This window comes from Streptomyces sp. NPDC001822 (genome assembly GCF_042892135.1).
Classification (GTDB): Bacteria; Actinomycetota; Actinomycetes; order Streptomycetales; family Streptomycetaceae; genus Streptomyces.
In genome coordinates this window covers 36,353-53,160 of record NZ_JBIATW010000006.1, presented here as the reverse complement: position 1 = coordinate 53,160, position 16,808 = coordinate 36,353, and the positions used below count along the sequence as shown (strand labels likewise).

Sequence of the window (16,808 nt, the reverse complement as noted above, 5' to 3'; positions counted from 1 at the left end):
ACCTCAGCGCCGGATCATCGACCGCTGCCGGCGCAGGAGTTCGGCCAGACCGCGACGCGTCGCCGCGATCACCACCCGGTCCTCGGCCCGCAGCACATAGCCCGGGTGCAGGTCCCAGACCAGACCGGAGGCCGCCTGCCCCGGCGCCTGCGGGTCGAACGGCGGCACCGCGGCCAGGTCCGGGAGGCGGTCGCCCGGCGGGGTCGCGTCCAGGGCCAGGACCCGCCAGGCGCCCGCCCGGAATGCCTGGTCGACCGTCCGGCCCTCCAGCTGCGGGTGGCCCGCCACCTCCAGTGCCGCGAACAGCAGCACCTTGCGCTCGACCGGCACCGCACCCAGGATCTGGCGACCCATCATGGCCACCGCGAACGCCGGGGCGGCCAGATGGGACACCGAACGGGAACGGGTCAGGGCGTGCGGGTGCGCCGTGCGCAGGGTGCGGTAGACGGCGGTCGCGAACTCGTCGTCGAACAGGCGCAGTGCCACCCGCAGGTCGGGCTTCACCGACCGGGCGTACAGCGCTGCCTCCAGGTTCGTCGTGTCGACGCTGGTCAGGGCGAGCAGGGCGCGGGCCCGGCGGATCTTGGCGGCCTCCAGGACGCCTTCCTGGGTGACGTCGCCCAGGACCGTCGGGACGTGCAGGCTGCGGGCCAGCGGGATGCCCCGGGCCTCCGGGTCCTCCTCCACCACGACGACGGGTATGTCCAGCTCGCGCAGCCGCACCAGCACCCTCGTGCCGATCTTGCCGAGGCCCAGCAGGACCACGTGGCCCGACAGGCCGCGCGGCGGACGGCGCAGCGCGGACGCGGTGCGCAGCGATCCGAACGCCTCCAGGACGGCGGCGACCAGCAGGGGCAGCAGCAGGAGGCCGGCCGTCCCGGACAGCAGCTGGATGACCTGGCGGGACGCGGGGTCGCCGTCCTCGACGGCGGGGTCGCCCATGGCCAGCAGGTCGAGCATCGTGAGGTAGGCGGCGTGCAACGGGCTGTCGCCGGTGGTGATCACCGACGCCACGGCGAGCGCGACGACCGCCGCCGCGACGCCCAGCGCCGACCAGCGGAGCCTGCGCGAGAAGACCTGGCCGAGCGGGGCGCCCCTGCCGCCCATCCGGGTGGGCGCACGGTCGGGGCCCGCCTGGCTGATGGCCTCCAGGACGATCGTGCCCCGGCCGGTCGCCGCGTGCACCGTCGCCCGGTCGGGCAGGAGCTGCGGCCCTTCGTCGCCGCTGCTGTCGGAGCCCTCGGCGCCCGCGGGGTCCTGGCTGGTGGAGGACAGCAGGGCGAGGGTGCACAGCCCCGGGTCGGCGAGTTCGCCGTGCCGGGGCGGGGTGCGCTCGACCGCGCGCAGCAGCAGGCCCTCGGCCTGGATGACCTTGCTGCTGCCGGTCAGCGCCGTGGCCGCCAGTGCGGGGGCGGCCGTGTCGGCGTCGGACAGGACGGTGGTGGAGGCGTCGAGCGCGGCATGGTCGAGGCCCGGCATGGAGACGGCGGCGGCCTGGTCGAGGAGGGTCTCCAGGTGCTGTCCGAGCTTGCGGTTGTACAGCCGGATGACGAGCCGCAGCCGGGGATTGAGCCGGCGGGCCGTCAGGGCGGCGCGGATGTTGCGCTCGTCGTCGTCGTAGACGAGCGCGAGCGCGGCCGCCCGGTCGGCGCCCGCTTCCTCCAGCACGTCGTCGGAGGGTTCGTGTGCCTCGATGATGCGGACGGCCTCCACCCCGGCGTTGGTGTCGCTGTCACCCCCGGCGGCGGTTCCGTTGCGGTTCATAGCCGCCGACATCCGCCCGAACAGGGCGCTCGCCCGGGCTCGTTGGGTCAGCGGCAGCTCCGGCCGGCTGGTGTCGCGGCCCGGTGGGAGCAGGAGGGTGACCCGCTCGCCGTACACGTAGCGCAGCTCGACGGCGAGCCGCCGGGCGAGGGCGTCGTCGCCGCAGACGACCATGTGGCCGGTGGCGGAGGGGCGTTGGGGCTGCTGCGGAAGTGGTGACACGGAACCCAGCATGCCGTGCTCCCTCCGGTTCGGTCGGGCGGGTCGGTGGTCGCGTGACGGACCCGGAGGGCGGGAGGCGGGTCAGGCCGCCCTGCGCGGCAGGGGGTACGGGGTGAGCGCCGCGTCGTACGGCGACACCCAGAAGAACTCGCCCTCGGCGTCGTAGGCGTGGAGGATCCCCGCACTGCCCGAGGTGAACACGCCGGTGGGTGCGGGGCGGCCCACCGGCCGGCGCACCCGTACGACCGAGGTCGATCCGTCGGCGGCCGCGACCTCCGCACGACCGAGGCCGGAGCCGGTGGGAAGGGTGCGGATCGTGCAGGTCCGCCCCACGAGGTCCTGCCGCGACGAGGGAGGCTCCGCGGGGAAGCACCGGCGCAGGAGGCGTACGAGCAGGCGCACCGCGCCCCAGGCGACCAGCAGCGCACCCGCGAGCACGACGAGGTGCAGAGCGGCCCGCGGTGTGCCGGTGGTGCCTCCGCGCAGGACCAGGACCGATCCGGCGAGGCCGGTGAACCAGGAGATGACGACGAACAGCGACACGGACACGGCGACCGGCACCCCGGCGAAGCCGACGGCTTCGGCGTCGAGGTCGGTGTCGAAGGAGTCGTGCCCGACCGCTCCGGCCAGCACGAGCAGCCAGAAGCAGACGGTGACCACCAGGGCGGCGCCGAAGATCACGGCCGGGAAGGTGAGCGCTGCGGAAACGAGATCGGTCATCGGGTCCACCCCCTGCGACGCCGTGCGCGACTGTACGGTCCAGGAGGCCGGGCGGCGGACGGGACCGTCGGGGCGCCGGCGCCGCGGCGCCGCAAAGGGCCCCGCAGCAACCGGTTCCTTCCCCCGTGGTCCCCCGTGATCCCCCGTTGTTCCCCCGTGTGTTGCTGAACCGATCGTGTCAGCCGGGGCCGTCCGGCGCATTGCCGTGTTCCGGCAGGCTTCGCCGTGTCCGCCTGCCGGGCACCGGCACCGTCCGGTGTGCGTTGGGCGTGGTGAACAGTGTGAGTGACGTGACGAGGAGAGAGCCGTGGCGGAGCCCGAGATCCCCGGGGAGTTCCTGGAGGACTACACCCGGATCCTGTCCGAGGTGGCGCAGACCGGCCGCCGGCTCACGCGCGACGAGTTGGAGGGCCGGCGCACGCTCGGCCGCGAAGCGGCGGAGGCGGGGCACCAGTTGCGCGCCCTGGTGCGGCTCCATCTCGCCGGGACCCGCGCGGCCTGGCCGCAGGCCGGCCCGGGCGCCGCTCCCGTCGCCGCCGACGCGGTGCTGTGCGCCGTGGAACAGGCGGTGGACGCCTTCGCGGAGGGTTTCGAGCGGGCGCAGCGGCTCACCGTGCGGCGCGAGGAGGCGGCGCGACGGGAGTTCATCGACGACCTGCTGTACGGGCGCAGTGACCTGGGACGGCTCGCCGAGCGGGCCACCCGGTTCGGGCTGCGGCTCTCGCGGGCCCACGCGGTGGCGGTGGCCGCGGGCCCGGAGGCGTACACCGAGTCGGACGCCGTGCCGCGCCGGGTGGAGGCGGCGCTGCTCGGCCGTTTCAGCGGCCGGAAGATCCTGGCCACCACGAAGGACGGGCGCATGGTGTGCATCGCCCCCGGCAGTCAGCCGGACGTCCTGAGGTACTTCGCGAAGCAGGCGCACGCGGCGACCGAGGGCGGCCAGGTGGCGGTGGGCCGCCCGCACCGCGGTCCCGGCGGGGTCGTCCACTCCTACGACGAGGCGCTCGACGCCCTCGACCTGGCCAAGCGGATGGCCCTGGACGATCCGGTGCTGTACGCGAGCGACCTCCTGGTCTACCCGGTGCTGACCCGGGACCGGCAGGCGATGGCCGATCTGGTGCGCAGCGAGCTGGGACCGCTCAGGGAGGCGAGGGGCGGCGCGGAACCCCTGCTGCGGACGCTGTCCGTCTATTTCGAGGCGGGCTGTGTGGCGGCCGAGACGGCCCGGCGGCTGTCGCTGAGCGTGCGCGCCCTGACCTACCGGCTGGAGCGGATACACCAGTTGACCGGATCGGACCCCGCCGACCCCACGCACCGCTACAAGCTGCAGACGGCGGTGATCGGCGCGAGGCTGCTGGACTGGCCCGCGAAGGAACTCTGACGCGCGGCGGTCGGACGTCCGGCGCGTGTGCAACGGATGTTCCGTGTGCAACGGATGTTCCGTGTGCGCGGATGTCCCGTGCGTACGGCCCGTGGCTCCGGGCCGTACGCCGTGGGCGGGCGGGGTGCTACAGGTCGAACTCGTGCGGCGGCAGGTCGAGCGCGAAGCACGCCTCCCGGACGACGGCCTGCTCGGACTTGTCGAAGTCACCGTCGGCGCCGCCGATGACGATGCCGATCTGGATGACGGCGCGGGCCTCGGTGGGCTTCTTCCTGGCCTTGCCGATCTCCTGGAGCACGCTGACCTTGCCGAAGGCGAAGTCCGCGGTCAGCTTGTCCACGTAGTCGTTGAACCGGCGCTGCAGATCGTCCGCCGGGAAGTTCCGCAGCACGTCGTTGCCGGCGATCAGCGCGGCGACGCGCTGCCTCTCGGACGGGTCGATGGAGCCGTCGGCCGCGGCCACGAGGGCGCACATGGCCATGCTCGCGTCCCGGAACGCCCCGCTCTTGAGGTCGTTCTTCTTCGCCTCCAGCTGCGTCTGCATCGTCGACGCGGATTCCTTGATCCGATCCCAAAGGGCCATGACGTCTCCATACGTAGCGTTGCCTGTGATGCGGGAACCAGTGGAACTCTACAGCGGTGTAGAAGTCGCGTGGGTGGCGGTCTTCGCATCGTGGCCGCCGGGACGGGATCCGGCCACCGGAGGGACAGGCGCCGTTGCCCCGCGACGCCGACGGCCCCGGGGCGGGTGCCCCGGGGCCGTGTGAACAGTCGTGCGGAATCGATTCGGCCTTTCAGCCGGACGCCCTCAGTCGGAGTCGCGCCCCGCGTGCTCCGGCGTCAGGTCGTCGTGCGACGGCATCCCGTCGCGGGACGGCACCGGTTCGCCGCGCGTCACGGCCGGTTTCGTCCGCCTGCCCGCCAGGGCCGCCTGCAGTCGCGAGGCGACCGGTTCCGTCCATCGCGCGGTGAGCGGCCCGGCGATCACCAGGATCAGGACGTACGCCGTCGCGATGGGCCCGATCCGCGGTTCCGTCGCCACGGCCAGACCGGCGATGACGATGGAGAACTCCCCGCGTGCCACCAGGGTGCCGCCCGCGCGCCACCGGCCGCGCGGACCGATCCCGGCCCGCCGGGACGCGTACCAGCCCGTGCCGATCTTCGTGAAGACCGTGACGACCGCCAGCAGCGCCGCCGGGAGCAGCACGGGCGGGATCTCCGCCGGATCGGTCGACAGGCCGAAGAACACGAAGAAGACGGCGGCGAACAGGTCCCGCAGCGGCGTCAGCAGCTTTCGCGCGCCCTCGGCGACCTCACCGGACAGGGCGATGCCGACCAGGAAGGCGCCGACCGCCGCCGACACCTGGAGCTGCTGAGCCACACCGGCGACCAGCACGGTGAGCCCGAGCACGACGAGCAGCAGCATCTCCGGGTTGTCGGAGGACACCGCCCGGCTGATGAGCCTGCCGTGGCGCAGCGCGAGGTACAGCACGAACCCGACGGTGCCGAGCGCGATCAGCAGCGCGATGCTGCCGCCGGCCAGACCGACGCCCGCCAGCATCGCGGTGAGCAGCGGAAGGTAGACGGCCATCGCGAGGTCCTCGATGACGAGGACACCCAGGATGACGGGCGTCTCCCGGTTGCCGAGCCGTCCCATGTCGGTCATCACCTTGGCGATCACACCCGACGACGAGATCCAGGTGACCCCGGCCAGCGCGACCGCGCCGACCGGCCCCCACCCCAGCAGCAGGCCGGCGATCGCACCGGGCGTCGCGTTGAGCACGAAGTCGACGACTCCGGACGGGTACTGCGTCTTGAGGCTGGTGACGAGCTCCGAGGCGCTGTACTCCAGCCCGAGGAGCAGCAGGAGCAGGATGACGCCGATCTCCGCCCCGATGGCGGTGAACTCCTCGCTCGCGCCGAGCGGCAGCAGGCCGCCCTCGCCGAACGCGAGTCCGGCGAGGAGGTAGAGCGGGATCGGGGAGAGCCCTATCCGCCCGGCGAACCTTCCGATGATGCCGAGTCCCAGGATGACGGAGCCGAGCTCCACCAGCAGTGCGGTCGTGTCGTGCACGGTCAGCCCTCCGCAATGATCTCGGAGAGCGTGTCCACGCCCTCACGTGTTCCGACGACGACGAGCGTGTCCCCGATGGCCAGCCGGAAGTCCGGTCCGGGCGACGGGTGCGCGCTGTGCGTGCGCAGGACCGCGACGATCGACGCCCCCGTCCTCGTCCGTGCCCGGGTGTCCGCGAGCAGTCGCCCGCCGTACGGCGAACGGGTTCCGAGCGGGATGTGCTCGGTGACCAGGTCGATGCCCTCGGTCCGTACGGCGTCGATCGGCGCCGCGTCGATGAGGTGGGCGAGCCCGGTGGCCTCGGTCGTGGTCAGGGGCACCGAGAGCACGCACGAATCTGGATCGTCCTGTTCGTAGAACCCGAGGAACCGCCGCCCGTCGTGATGCACGACGACGGAGATGTGCTGCCCCGACTCGGTCGTGTAGTCGTACTGGACGCCGACTCCCGGCAGCGATGTGCGGTGGGTTCCCATGGCTTCCTCCCGAGGAGCGCGCGGCGGCAGGGCGACGCTTTTGATCATCTCTTTAACCGCTCATTACCCTAACCGGGGTCGGCCGCCGGCTGTCGGGCACGGGGAGAGGGGCCTCCGGACACGGCGGAGCCCCGGGCACGGCGTCATCCCGCCGGCGGGGTGGAGAACGCTCGTCGTCGTCGACGGCGGGCACCGGGTGTACTTCGGGCGGGCTCCTCGCGGCGTCACCGTCATCACCGTCGTCGGCCGCTGAACCCCGCCGCACGCCCGCACCGGGCCGGCCGCGGCACCCGCACGGGTACCGCGGCCGGACCCGCTGTGTCAGTCCTTGATCTCGATCTTCTCGCCGTTGGCCGAGGGGGCCGGGACGGCGGCGAGCGGGGCGGTGCCGGAAGCCTTGGCCTGAAGGTTCTTCAGCAGCGCGCCCAGGTCCACGCCCGTGGTCGAGTTGAGGAGCTCGATCCCCTGCGCGACGTTGTCCGTGACCGTGCGGGACAGCTGACTGGCGCCGTCCGTCGAGATGACCGTCATCTTGTCGATCGCGCTCAGCGGCTCGGCCGCCTTGGCGACGACCTGGGGGAGCACCTCGACCAGCATCTGCAGGACGGCCGCGTCCCCGTACTCCTTGAAGGCGTCAGCCTTCTTCTGCATGGCCTCGGCCTCGGCGGCACCCTTCGCCGCGATGGCGGCGGCCTCGGACTCGCCCTCGATGCGTACGGCGTCGGCGAGTGCCGAGCGGTGCAGCTTCTCGCCCTGGCCGGTCAGACGGGACCGCTCCGCGTCGGCCTCGGCCTCCTTGACCTGTGCGATACGGCGGGCCTCGGCCTCCTGTTCGGCGCGGTAGCGGGCGGCGTCGGCGGGCTTGCGGACCTTGGTGTCGAGTTCGCGGTCGGTCAGGGCCGCCTGGCGCTCGGCGACCTTCTCCTGCTCCGCGAGCACCTCCTGCTGGCGGGCGGCTTCGGCGAGCGGACCGGCGGCGTTGGCCTTGGCCGCGGCGGCCTCGGTCTCGGCCTTGATCTCGGCCTGCTTCAGGTAGAACGTCCGCTCGGCGATGGCGATCTCCTCGGCCGCCTTCAGCCGGGCCTGCTCGGACGCCCGCCGGGCGATGGCCTCGGCGATGTCGGCCTCCTGCTTGGCGCGCGCGGCCTCCGGGCGGCCGAGGTCCTCCAGGTAGGAACCCTCGGTGGTGATGTCCTGGATCTGGAAGGCGTCCAGGATCAGGCCCTGGCCGGACAGGCTGGCCTCGGCCTCCTCGGCGACCTGGCCGGCGAACGCGGCACGGTCGCGGATGATGTCCTCGACGGACATACGGCCGACGATGGCCCGCAGCGCGCCGGACAGCACCTCCTGGGTGAAGCCGACGATGCCGTTCTGTTGCTGGAGGAAGCGCTGGGCCGCGGCCCGGATCGCGTCCTCGCTGCCGCCGACCTTGACGATCGCGACGCCTTCGAGGTTGGACTTCACGCCTCGCAGGGTGACGGCGCCGCGCACGGCGACCGGGATGTGCCGGCTGGAGAGGTCGAGCGTGAACTTCTGCTGGACGAACGGCACGACGAAGACCCCGCCGCCGACGACCACCTTCTGGCCGCTGTTGTCGATGCTGGTGCGGCCGGTCACCGGATCGGTGGATTTCTTGCCGCGACGCCCGGTGATGATGAAGGCCTGGCTGGGGCCCGCGACCTTGTACCGGGTGATCACGGCGAGGGCCAGGAGCACGACAAGGACGACGATGCCGATGATGGCGATCACTACTGGACTCATGAAAGGTGTCCCCCTCTGCCCCCCGACGGGACGGCAGTGTGTTCGGTTGTGCGAGTTCCGGACTGGCGGGCTCGCTCGGCGGTGTCAGCGCTCTACGGGGCGCACGGTGACCGAGGTGGTGGAGAGCGTGGCCTCCACCCAGATCTCGGCGCCGCGTTCGACCGGCACGGCGCTCTTCGCGGAGAACTTGACGGTCTGGCCGGCGAGTCGCAGCAGCACCTCGCCGTAGCCGTCGGCGGGGATCGGCGTGACCACCGATCCCGAGGTGCCGATGAGATCGTCGCCACGCGGTGTGGCCGTGGTCTGATCCCTCATCAGGGCCTGGCTGAACTTCCAGGTCAGCCAGGCCGCGACGATGCCGGCTCCGGCCCCCGCCGCGAGCGCCACGGGAATCCCGGCACCGGTGGTGCCGAGCACGATCGCACCGCCGAACCCGAGCATCGAGAGGAAACCTGCGATGACCGGCAGTGAGAGCAGACCGTCGAAGAAGCCGTTGAGCAGGCCGCCCAAGGCGTCACCGAGGAGCCCTTCGAGGATCCCGTCGAAGATCAGGGACAGGGTCAGTAGCGCGATTCCCGCAATGCCGAGACCGAGAAAAACGGTCACGCGATCACTCCCCCGGTGTCGCTGGTCCCCCGAAACGTTCCCGTCGAACTGCCTGAATGGTCCCATGCGGGACCCCGCGGTGGTACTGCCGGAGTCCGGCAGTCTTCAGGGAGTTGCGATGCCGGAAAGCTGCCCGGCGAGCGTGTCCAGCGACTGGAACGTGGCACCGAGCAGGGCGACGTGCTTCCACCTCAGCACCCCGTCCGGGCCGATCAGGAAGACGGAACGGCGTACGCCGATGCCGGGCGCCGCGACTCCGTACGCCCGGGCGGTCTCCCGTGCCTCGTCGGCGAGCAGCGGCATGCGCAGGCCGTGGCCGAGGGCGAAGTGCTCATGACTGTCCACACCCTGTGGGCTGATTCCCCAGACCTCCGCGTCGAGGCCCTCGAAGGTCTCCAGGCCCGAGGAGTAGGAGCAGAGCTGCTTCGTGCAGACGGCGGTGTTGTCGCCGGGGTAGAAGGCGAGCACCACGGCCCGGCCGCGGGCGGCCGAGAGCGTGTAGTCGCTCCGGACGAAGGCCTCGTCGGTGAGCACCCCGCCGGGGAGGGTGAAGTCGGGTGCCCGCAGGCCGGTTCGGGGTCCTGACGCCATGTCGGCGGCTCCTCGGTTCGCGTACGTGAAGGGGTTCGTGCCTCGTACAGTGAACGGCACTTCCCCCGCATCGACACGTCCGACCCATCCGCGGGCCGTCCGGCACCGAATACAGGGCGAACGCGGGGCGCCGGCCCCGCACCCCGATCCGGAGGTACGTGTGGCCGAACGACCGCCGTCGGCAGCGGTGCTCATCCTCCACGGCGGCTACGAGACCGGGCTGGCGGCACCGGCGCCGGGGGCGCTGAACCTGCCCGGTCTGCGCATGCTGCCGGTATCGCGCGCGGTGTCCCACGCCGTCCGCGGCGACTCCGGGGTGCGTGTGCAGCGCGTGCGGTACACGCACCGGGGCTGGAACGGCGCCCGGAAGGACCCCCTGCACGACACGGTGCGCGTCCTGGACGACCTCCGCCGCGAGGCGGGTGACATCCCGGTCGTCCTCCTCGGCCACTCGATGGGCGCCCGCGCCGCTCTGCACGCGGCCGGCCACCCACTGGTCCGCTCGGTGGTCGGCCTCGCCCCCTGGTGCCCGCCGGGCGACCCGGTGACACAGCTGGCGGGGCGGGACGTCGTCCTGCTGCACAGCACCCGGGACCGGGTGACCAGCCCCCTGGCGTCCCAGTCCCTCACGGCGAGGGCCCGCCGCGCGGGCGCCCGTACCTGCCTGGTGACGATCCCCGGCAGCGACCACGCGATGATCCGCCGCGCCCCGGCCTGGCACCACCTCGCCGGCCTGCTCGTGACCGGCCTGCTGGGCCTGGCCCCGGTGCCGGGGCGGGTCGAGGCGGCGCTGGGGCTGCCCCCCGGGGCCGCGGCTTCGGAGGGGACGCTGTCACTGGACCGGCTGGACGTCGGCACGGAGATGCGGGGTGGCGCGCGGCGGCAGACGATGAGGAGGCGGACGCCGGACCGCCGGTGAGGGCCGACGGCTCCGCACCCGCCGGGCCATGATCCGTCTGGAGGCTCCGTTGCAGGCCGAAGAGCACGCCGCCGCCCCGCCGTCCTTCGACACGACAGTGCTGGCCGGAATCGTCGGAGACAGCCCGGCCGGGGTGGCGGTGTTCGACACGGGACTCCGCTACGTCTACGTGAACGAGGCACTCGAACGGGTCAACGGCGTTCCGGCCGCGGCGCACCTCGGCAGAACCCCGGCCGAGGTCCTTCCCGAGGTCGACGGGCGGACCGACCTCATGGGTCAGGTGCTGGCCGACGGCCGGTCCCGCGAGTTCACCACCAGTGGGCGGACCTGGGCGGACTCCGCCGAGCCGCGCAGGTTCTGGCGGGTCGCCTGCCACCGCGTCGAGCAGGACGGGCGGGTCCGGGGCCTGGTCGCCGTCGCCCAGGAGATCACGGCCACCAGCACCCAGCACGAGGAGCTGGAGCGGGCCCGGAGCTATCTGACACTGCTGGACACCGCCGCCGTCAGTATCGGCACGACGCTCGACGTGGAGACGACCTGCCAGGAACTCGCCGAGTTCGTGGTGCCGGTCATGGCCGACGTCGCCGTGGTCGAGACGATTCCCGTCGAGGACGGGCACCCGCGGCGCGAGCCGCCGCCCGGGGTGCTGCGGCTGCGGCGGGCAGGGGTGGCCGCCGTGCCCGGACTCGTCGGCCTGGTCGACCGTTTCGGCGGGGCGGGGGAGGACGTCGAGTACCAGGAGGGCACCGCGGTGCCGCGCTGTCTGGCGGCCGACGAACCGGTCATCGAGGACCTCGCGGGCGACGAACGGCTCATCCGCTCGCTGCTCACACCGGAGCGGTTCGCCGCCTACCGGGCCATCGGGCTGCACTCCGCGGTCGTCGTACCGCTCACGGCGCGCGGACGGCCGCTGGGTGCGCTCAGCCTCCTGCGGGCGGGTGACTCGCCGCCCTTCACCGAAGGGCTGGACGTCGTCGTCGCCAGGACCCTGGCGGGCCGCGCGGCCGTGGACGTGGACCACGCGTACCGCTACACGCACGAGCACCACGTCGCCCGGGAACTCCAGCGGTCCCTGCTCTCCGAGCCGAGGGGACCGGACCACGGCATCGAGGTCGCGTCCCTCTACCTGCCCGCGGGGGTCGGCGCGGTGGTGGGCGGAGACTGGTACGACGCCATCTCCCTGCAGGGGGGACGCCACCTCAAGGTGATGGGCGACGTCATGGGCCACGGCGTGGAGGCCGCCGTCGCCATGAGCAACTACCGCTCGATGCTGCGGATCATGGCCGATGACGACCAGCCGCCCCACCGCATTCTCGAGCGGCTCGACAGGGCGGTCGAACAGTCCGGACTCGACCGTGCGGCGACCTGCCTGGTGGTGGTCGTCGACCGGGGGCGGGGCATCTGCGAGGTGGCCAGCGCGGGGCATCCGCCGCCCGTCTTCATCGACCCCGGCCAGCCCGTGGCGCGCGTGGCGAGGGTGCCCGTGGGGCCTCCGCTGGGCACGGGAGTGGGCGGGTACACGACCGCGGTCATGCCGTGCGGTCCCGGCACCGTGCTGTTCATGTACACCGACGGTCTCGTGGAACGCAGGGGCGAGGACATCGACGTCTCCATCCAGCGGCTCACCCGGCTCACGATGCCGGTGAGCGGACGGCTCGAAGACCTGCTGGACGAGGTCGTGGACCGTTTCGCGGACGCGGCCGAGGACGACATCGCCGTGCTCGTCTCCCGGAGCCGGGCCCACTGAACGCCCGCCGCCCGGCACGGTGTACGCCGGGCGCTGTCGGTGGCGGGTGCGAGGATCCCCGGATGGAACCTCTGCGGATGGAACCTCTGCTCCTCACCGACATCGAGGCCGCCGTGCGCGCCGGCTGGGGCGCGGACACGACCACGCCCGAGCACCGCCCGCGCTGGAGCGAGGCGAACCCCGCGCGGGACCAGTGCGGCGTCACCGCCCTGGTGCTGCACGACCTCCTGGGCGGCGAGCTGATCCGGGGCGAGGTCGGGGTGGACGGGGAACGCGTCGACTTCCACTGGTGGAACCGCCTGGGCCGGGGCGTCGAGATCGACCTGACCCGGGAGCAGTTCGAGGCGCACGAGATCGTCTCCGGCGGCGTGGTGATCGAGCGGCCGGCCGAGATCGTGCGCCTCCGCGAGGAGTACGAGCTGCTGCGCGACCGGGTGCTGGAGCGGCTGGGGGCGCTGGCCTGCGAAGGGGCACCAGACCCGGACCCGGTGGCCTGAGACGGCGGCGGGGGTGGGGGGCCCGTGTGCGGGGCCGTGAGAGGGCGTCCACCGGCCGCGGGCGCTCCCGGCAGCAGGCCTGGCGCGGGACCGGCCCCGGTCAGGCCTGCTGCCGGGAGCGTCCGCGCAGCCTGCGCAGGATGATCAGGGCGGAGGTGACCAGGGGGAGCAGCCCCGCCAGGGCGTTCGCCGTCGTCAGCCCGTCCTGCTCGCCGCGCGTCCTGCGGATCTGCCTGACGGAGCGGATGACGGCGAACGCGCTGCTGCCCAGGCTGAGGATCAGGCCGGCCTTGGAGTTCGTGGGTGTCCTGGGCATCTGCGTGCCTCCCGGTGGCATCACTGCACGGCCCCCTGTCCACGTAACCGGCTGGGCGACGGGTCCGCAATCGGGGCCGCCCCACTCGCGGGGTCGTCGGTTCGGAGCCCCCTTCCGCCCGGGAACACGCGCGGTCACGGCCCCGGTGAGGGGTGTCACCGCCGTGGCGCGGGGCGTCGTGGGGGCACGTGAAGTAGCCCTTCACGACGGGGGATGCGTGAAGGGCTACCCGTGCAGTATGACCGTCCGCGGGTCGGTGGACAACTGACCGGTCGGTCAGCGCAGTTGGGCCGATCGCGGGACCCCGGGACGCCCCCGGCGGATGACGAGCGGCGTCCCGGGGCGTACGGGCGCCGCCGGAGCCGAGCAAACCTGCTCCGGCGGCAATAGACATGACCTACCCGTGCGCCTAGGGTTTCTTGTGCAGCCAGGCCATATCGAAAGCCCGGTGCACGGCAGAAGAGGTGCAGATGCCCCCGGAGTCCCCGTCGCATGCCACGGACCGTCTCGATGACGACGACTACCCCGCGTACACCATGGGGAGAGCCGCGGAGATGATCGGTGCGACCCCGGGTTTCCTCCGCGCCATCGGTGAGGCCCGGCTGATCACGCCGCTGCGCTCCGAGGGCGGACACCGCCGCTACTCGCGCTACCAGCTCAGGATCGCGGCCCGCGCCCGCGAGCTGGTCGACGGGGGTACGCCGATCGACGCGGCGTGCCGCATCGTCATCCTGGAGGACCAGCTGGAGGAGGCCCTGCGCCTCAACGAGGCGTTGCGGCGGCCCGCGGCCGGCGGTGGCCGCGCCGATTCCTGACCGGCGCACCGGCGCATATCTGTTTCGGCGGGCACAGAAATACGCGCAAAGGCCGGTGAGAGTTTATGCCGTGTGCGGTGGAGTGCCGTGGCAGTGATATGGCGTACAGCTCGCTCCTGCCTGAATCGTGCTACTGTTGATCTCAGTTGCAGTTGTGGTTCCCAAAACTTCAAGTGCTCTCGCCGTTTTCACTCCGGCGGGTGCGCTTTTGTATTTCCGGTCTCTTCCGGACGGGGCAATCATTTGCGGCGACGTAGGGCTCGCACAGTGTGGGCCCACGGGCAACGCCCCGAAGGAGATATGACATGGCTACCGGTACCGTGAAGTGGTTCAACTCGGAAAAGGGCTTCGGCTTCATCGAGCAGGAGGGCGGCGGCGCCGACGTCTTCGCCCACTACTCGAACATCGCCTCCTCCGGCTTCCGTGAGCTGCAGGAAGGCCAGAAGGTGAACTTCGACGTCACGCAGGGCCAGAAGGGCCCGCAGGCCGAGAACATCACCCCCGCCTGATCACTCGGGCGTACGGCGCAGCTGGGGCCCGCACCTTGGGGTGCGGGCCCCAGCTCGTTGTGTTTTTCCGGCCGTGACCACCGTCGTCGCGGCCGCGAGGTAATTCCGGGTGTCGCGCATATCCCGCACACCGGTTATCTGCAGTCATATGGAGTGCCGATTCCGGCCGGTCGATCCGGCGGACGGACTTCGCTATTCGATAATTTCACCGGCTCGTTCTTGCGATTCTTGGCGCCGTACATGGCTGCAGCCGCCCGGAAAGAATCCCTCGACACGTGCCATTCGAGGGAAAGGTTCTGCATTGAACCGCGATCGCACATCTCGCACTGACGACCGGTACTCGCGGACGCGCTCCGGCGGGTCCGCCGGCGGCAGCCGTACGGCGAACGGATTCCGTTCGGCGGGCTCCGGCAGGCAGGGCGCGCCGGGCTACCAGGGGCGCTCCGGCGCACCGAGGCGCTCCGGCGGCCCCGGCCGCCGGTCCGCCGCCGTCACGGGCGAATTCGCCCTGCCGGTGACCATCACCCCCGCGCTGCCGGCCGCCGAGACCTTCGCGGACCTCGACATGCCGGAGCCCCTGCTGGCGGCGCTGACCGCCGAGGGCGTGACCGTGCCGTTCCCCATCCAGGCCGCCACCCTGCCGAACTCGCTGGCGGGCCGGGACGTCCTGGGCCGTGGCCGCACGGGTTCGGGCAAGACGCTCGCCTTCGGTCTGGCCCTGCTCGCCCGGACCGCGGGCAACCGTGCCGACGCCCGCCGGCCGCTGGCCCTGGTGCTCGTCCCCACCCGTGAGCTGGCCCAGCAGGTCACCGATGCCCTGACGCCGTACGCCCGGTCCCTCAGGCTCCGGCTGGCGACGGTCGTCGGCGGCATGTCGATCGGCCGCCAGGCCAGCGCGCTGCGCGGCGGTGCCGAAGTCCTGGTCGCCACCCCGGGCCGGCTCAAGGACCTCATCGAGCGCGGCGACTGCAAGCTCGACCGGGTCGCGATCACCGTCCTCGACGAGGCCGACCAGATGGCGGACATGGGCTTCATGCCCCAGGTCACCGAGCTGCTCGACCAGGTCGGCCCCGACGGTCAGCGGATGCTGTTCTCGGCCACCCTCGACCGCAACGTCGACCTGCTGGTCCGGCGCTACCTGCACGACCCGGTCGTCCACTCCGTGGACCCGGCGGCCGGTGCGGTGACGACGATGGAGCACCACGTGCTCTACGTCCAGGGCGCGGACAAGTACGCCACGACGACCGAGATCGCCGCCCGCGAGGGCCGGGTGATCATGTTCCTCGACACCAAGCACGCCGTGGACAAGCTCACCGACCACCTGCTGAACAGCGGTGTGCGTGCCGCAGCCCTGCACGGAGGCAAGTCCCAGCCGCAGCGCACCCGCACCCTGGACCGCTTCAAGACCGGTCACGTCACCGTGCTGGTCGCCACGAACGTCGCGGCCCGTGGCATCCACGTCGACAACCTGGACCTCGTGGTCAACGTCGACCCGCCGAGCGACCACAAGGACTACCTGCACCGCGGTGGCCGTACCGCGCGCGCCGGGGAGTCCGGCAGCGTCGTCACGCTGGTGCTGCCCAACCAGCGCCGTGAGATGACCCGCCTGATGGCCGACGCCGGGATCACCCCGCAGATCGCCCAGGTCCGCTCCGGCCAGGCCGAGCTCAGCCGCATCACCGGGGCCCAGGCGCCCTCGGGCGTCCCGGTCACGATCAGTTCCCCGGTGACGGAGCGCAAGGGCGGCGGTTCCGGTCCCCGGAGCCGCCGCGGCGCGCGCCCCGGTCAGGGCCGCCGTTCCAACGCGAACACGCCCACGCCGCAGGCGCGTGCCGCGGCCCAGCAGCGCAGGGCCAACAAGGCCGCGTAGTCACGCGGCCCGCCCGGCCGCCCCCTTTCCGGCACTCTCTCCGACCTTGTGGAGGCACCATGCGCTGTGTCATCGCCCGCTTCCCGTTCGATCTGTTCAAGCACGAGGTCGAAGCCTCGATGAAGGGCGTCAAGCCCGAGCCCGTCACCGGTGACGCGGTGGTCATCGCCCGCCGTGTCTACCCCGTCAAGCAGGTGGGCGAGATCATCACGCGGCAGGACCGCCGCGACTTCAGCGCGGCGGAGGTGACCAGGGCGCTGTCGCGCCTCGGCTTCACCTGCCGTCCCGCGGAGGTGTCCGCGCCGGCGGCGCGCCTCACGCCGCTGGAGAACGCGTCGGCCCTGCTGGGTGACCGCGGCGACGTCTGAGCCGGGACGAAACCGTCCGACGCACCGCACCCCCGCGCCCTCCGGGCCGGGGGTGCGGTGCGTCCGGGGGCGCCGTCCTGTCCTTCCGCCGGGGCCGGGAACGTCTGTAACAGTCGCGGCCGCCACGGCCCGGGTCCACCGCCCCGCCCGCACCGGCCGGGGGAAGATCGTCCGG

General features: G+C 72.4%; 17 protein-coding genes. 8 read left to right on the top strand and 9 right to left on the bottom strand.

The annotated features are described in order from the left end of the window. Positions 1–3: 3 nt before the first annotated feature. Together ACFYY2_RS15795 and ACFYY2_RS15790 are read right to left on the bottom strand one after the other, a co-directional pair. A complete protein-coding gene (locus ACFYY2_RS15795) occupies positions 4–1,998 on the bottom strand; it encodes a potassium channel family protein (RefSeq protein WP_388742564.1) in 1,995 nt (664 codons plus the stop codon). Between the two features lie 69 nt (positions 1,999–2,067). Then, entirely contained in the window at positions 2,068–2,706 is a 639-nt protein-coding gene (locus ACFYY2_RS15790; RefSeq protein WP_388742561.1) for a hypothetical protein, read from the bottom strand. Positions 2,707–3,013: 307 nt separating this feature from the next. Here ACFYY2_RS15790 and ACFYY2_RS15785 point away from each other — a divergent pair, with 307 nt between their 5' ends. Continuing rightward, entirely contained in the window at positions 3,014–4,087 is a 1,074-nt protein-coding gene (locus ACFYY2_RS15785; protein ID WP_388742559.1) for a PucR family transcriptional regulator, read from the top strand. 127 nt (positions 4,088–4,214) lie between these two features. Here ACFYY2_RS15785 and ACFYY2_RS15780 read toward each other — a convergent pair whose 3' ends face one another. The 6 genes from ACFYY2_RS15780 to ACFYY2_RS15755 form a co-directional block, all read right to left on the bottom strand. After that, positions 4,215–4,670, bottom strand: coding sequence for a tellurite resistance TerB family protein (locus ACFYY2_RS15780; RefSeq protein ID WP_388742556.1), 456 nt, complete (start codon positions 4,668–4,670; stop codon positions 4,215–4,217). A gap of 225 nt (positions 4,671–4,895) precedes the next feature. Then, positions 4,896–6,161, bottom strand: coding sequence for a cation:proton antiporter (locus tag ACFYY2_RS15775; protein WP_388742553.1), 1,266 nt, complete (start codon positions 6,159–6,161; stop codon positions 4,896–4,898). Between the two features lie 2 nt (positions 6,162–6,163). Next, positions 6,164–6,634 (bottom strand): cation:proton antiporter regulatory subunit, encoded by a 471-nt coding sequence (locus tag ACFYY2_RS15770; protein ID WP_388743401.1) that lies wholly within the window; start codon positions 6,632–6,634, stop codon positions 6,164–6,166. Between the two features lie 321 nt (positions 6,635–6,955). Continuing rightward, entirely contained in the window at positions 6,956–8,395 is a 1,440-nt protein-coding gene (locus ACFYY2_RS15765) for a flotillin family protein (RefSeq protein WP_388742551.1), read from the bottom strand. Between the two features lie 84 nt (positions 8,396–8,479). Next, the gene (locus ACFYY2_RS15760; protein ID WP_388742550.1) at positions 8,480–9,001 is read right to left on the bottom strand and encodes a hypothetical protein; all 522 of its coding nucleotides are present in this window, start codon (positions 8,999–9,001) and stop codon (positions 8,480–8,482) included. A 105-nt stretch (positions 9,002–9,106) separates the two neighbouring features. Beyond that, complete coding sequence (locus ACFYY2_RS15755) at positions 9,107–9,592, bottom strand: peroxiredoxin (protein ID WP_388742548.1); 486 nt, start codon at positions 9,590–9,592, stop codon at positions 9,107–9,109. Between the two features lie 160 nt (positions 9,593–9,752). On the opposite strand from ACFYY2_RS15755, the gene ACFYY2_RS15750 reads away from it, so the two are divergent. From ACFYY2_RS15750 to ACFYY2_RS15740, 3 genes are all read left to right on the top strand, one after another. Then, entirely contained in the window at positions 9,753–10,511 is a 759-nt protein-coding gene (locus ACFYY2_RS15750) for an alpha/beta hydrolase (protein ID WP_388742546.1), read from the top strand. Positions 10,512–10,539: 28 nt separating this feature from the next. Continuing rightward, positions 10,540–12,258: a SpoIIE family protein phosphatase gene (locus tag ACFYY2_RS15745; protein WP_388742544.1), complete on the top strand. Its 1,719-nt coding sequence runs from the start codon at positions 10,540–10,542 to the stop codon at positions 12,256–12,258. 77 nt (positions 12,259–12,335) lie between these two features. Continuing rightward, positions 12,336–12,755, top strand: coding sequence for a hypothetical protein (locus ACFYY2_RS15740; RefSeq protein WP_388743399.1), 420 nt, complete (start codon positions 12,336–12,338; stop codon positions 12,753–12,755). Between the two features lie 100 nt (positions 12,756–12,855). Here ACFYY2_RS15740 and ACFYY2_RS15735 read toward each other — a convergent pair whose 3' ends face one another. Next, the gene (locus tag ACFYY2_RS15735; protein ID WP_388742542.1) at positions 12,856–13,071 is read right to left on the bottom strand and encodes a hypothetical protein; all 216 of its coding nucleotides are present in this window, start codon (positions 13,069–13,071) and stop codon (positions 12,856–12,858) included. Between the two features lie 470 nt (positions 13,072–13,541). On the opposite strand from ACFYY2_RS15735, the gene ACFYY2_RS15730 reads away from it, so the two are divergent. From ACFYY2_RS15730 to ACFYY2_RS15715, 4 genes are all read left to right on the top strand, one after another. Next, the gene (locus ACFYY2_RS15730) at positions 13,542–13,886 is read left to right on the top strand and encodes a MerR family transcriptional regulator (RefSeq protein WP_388742540.1); all 345 of its coding nucleotides are present in this window, start codon (positions 13,542–13,544) and stop codon (positions 13,884–13,886) included. A gap of 305 nt (positions 13,887–14,191) precedes the next feature. Beyond that, entirely contained in the window at positions 14,192–14,395 is a 204-nt protein-coding gene (locus ACFYY2_RS15725) for a cold-shock protein (RefSeq protein WP_327117007.1), read from the top strand. Between the two features lie 301 nt (positions 14,396–14,696). Beyond that, positions 14,697–16,265: a DEAD/DEAH box helicase gene (locus tag ACFYY2_RS15720; RefSeq protein ID WP_388742537.1), complete on the top strand. Its 1,569-nt coding sequence runs from the start codon at positions 14,697–14,699 to the stop codon at positions 16,263–16,265. A 59-nt stretch (positions 16,266–16,324) separates the two neighbouring features. Beyond that, positions 16,325–16,633, top strand: a complete 309-nt coding sequence (locus tag ACFYY2_RS15715; protein WP_388742535.1) for an SCO5918 family protein — start codon at positions 16,325–16,327, stop codon at positions 16,631–16,633. Positions 16,634–16,808 lie beyond the last annotated feature (175 nt).

What these genes read in the sequence shown, in the direction of transcription:
- ACFYY2_RS15795 (WP_388742564.1), bottom strand. Translation starts at nt 1,998, where the DNA reads ATGCTGGGTTCCGTGTCACCACTTCCGCAGCAGCCCCAACGCCCCTCC.
- ACFYY2_RS15790 (WP_388742561.1), bottom strand. Translation starts at nt 2,706, where the DNA reads ATGACCGATCTCGTTTCCGCAGCGCTCACCTTCCCGGCCGTGATCTTC.
- ACFYY2_RS15780 (WP_388742556.1), bottom strand. Translation starts at nt 4,670, where the DNA reads ATGGCCCTTTGGGATCGGATCAAGGAATCCGCGTCGACGATGCAGACG.
- ACFYY2_RS15770 (WP_388743401.1), bottom strand. Translation starts at nt 6,634, where the DNA reads ATGGGAACCCACCGCACATCGCTGCCGGGAGTCGGCGTCCAGTACGAC.
- ACFYY2_RS15765 (WP_388742551.1), bottom strand. Translation starts at nt 8,395, where the DNA reads ATGAGTCCAGTAGTGATCGCCATCATCGGCATCGTCGTCCTTGTCGTG.
- ACFYY2_RS15755 (WP_388742548.1), bottom strand. Translation starts at nt 9,592, where the DNA reads ATGGCGTCAGGACCCCGAACCGGCCTGCGGGCACCCGACTTCACCCTC.
- ACFYY2_RS15745 (WP_388742544.1), top strand. Translation starts at nt 10,540, where the DNA reads ATGATCCGTCTGGAGGCTCCGTTGCAGGCCGAAGAGCACGCCGCCGCC.
- ACFYY2_RS15740 (WP_388743399.1), top strand. Translation starts at nt 12,336, where the DNA reads ATGGAACCTCTGCTCCTCACCGACATCGAGGCCGCCGTGCGCGCCGGC.
- ACFYY2_RS15735 (WP_388742542.1), bottom strand. Translation starts at nt 13,071, where the DNA reads ATGCCCAGGACACCCACGAACTCCAAGGCCGGCCTGATCCTCAGCCTG.
- ACFYY2_RS15730 (WP_388742540.1), top strand. Translation starts at nt 13,542, where the DNA reads ATGCCCCCGGAGTCCCCGTCGCATGCCACGGACCGTCTCGATGACGAC.
- ACFYY2_RS15725 (WP_327117007.1), top strand. Translation starts at nt 14,192, where the DNA reads ATGGCTACCGGTACCGTGAAGTGGTTCAACTCGGAAAAGGGCTTCGGC.
- ACFYY2_RS15715 (WP_388742535.1), top strand. Translation starts at nt 16,325, where the DNA reads ATGCGCTGTGTCATCGCCCGCTTCCCGTTCGATCTGTTCAAGCACGAG.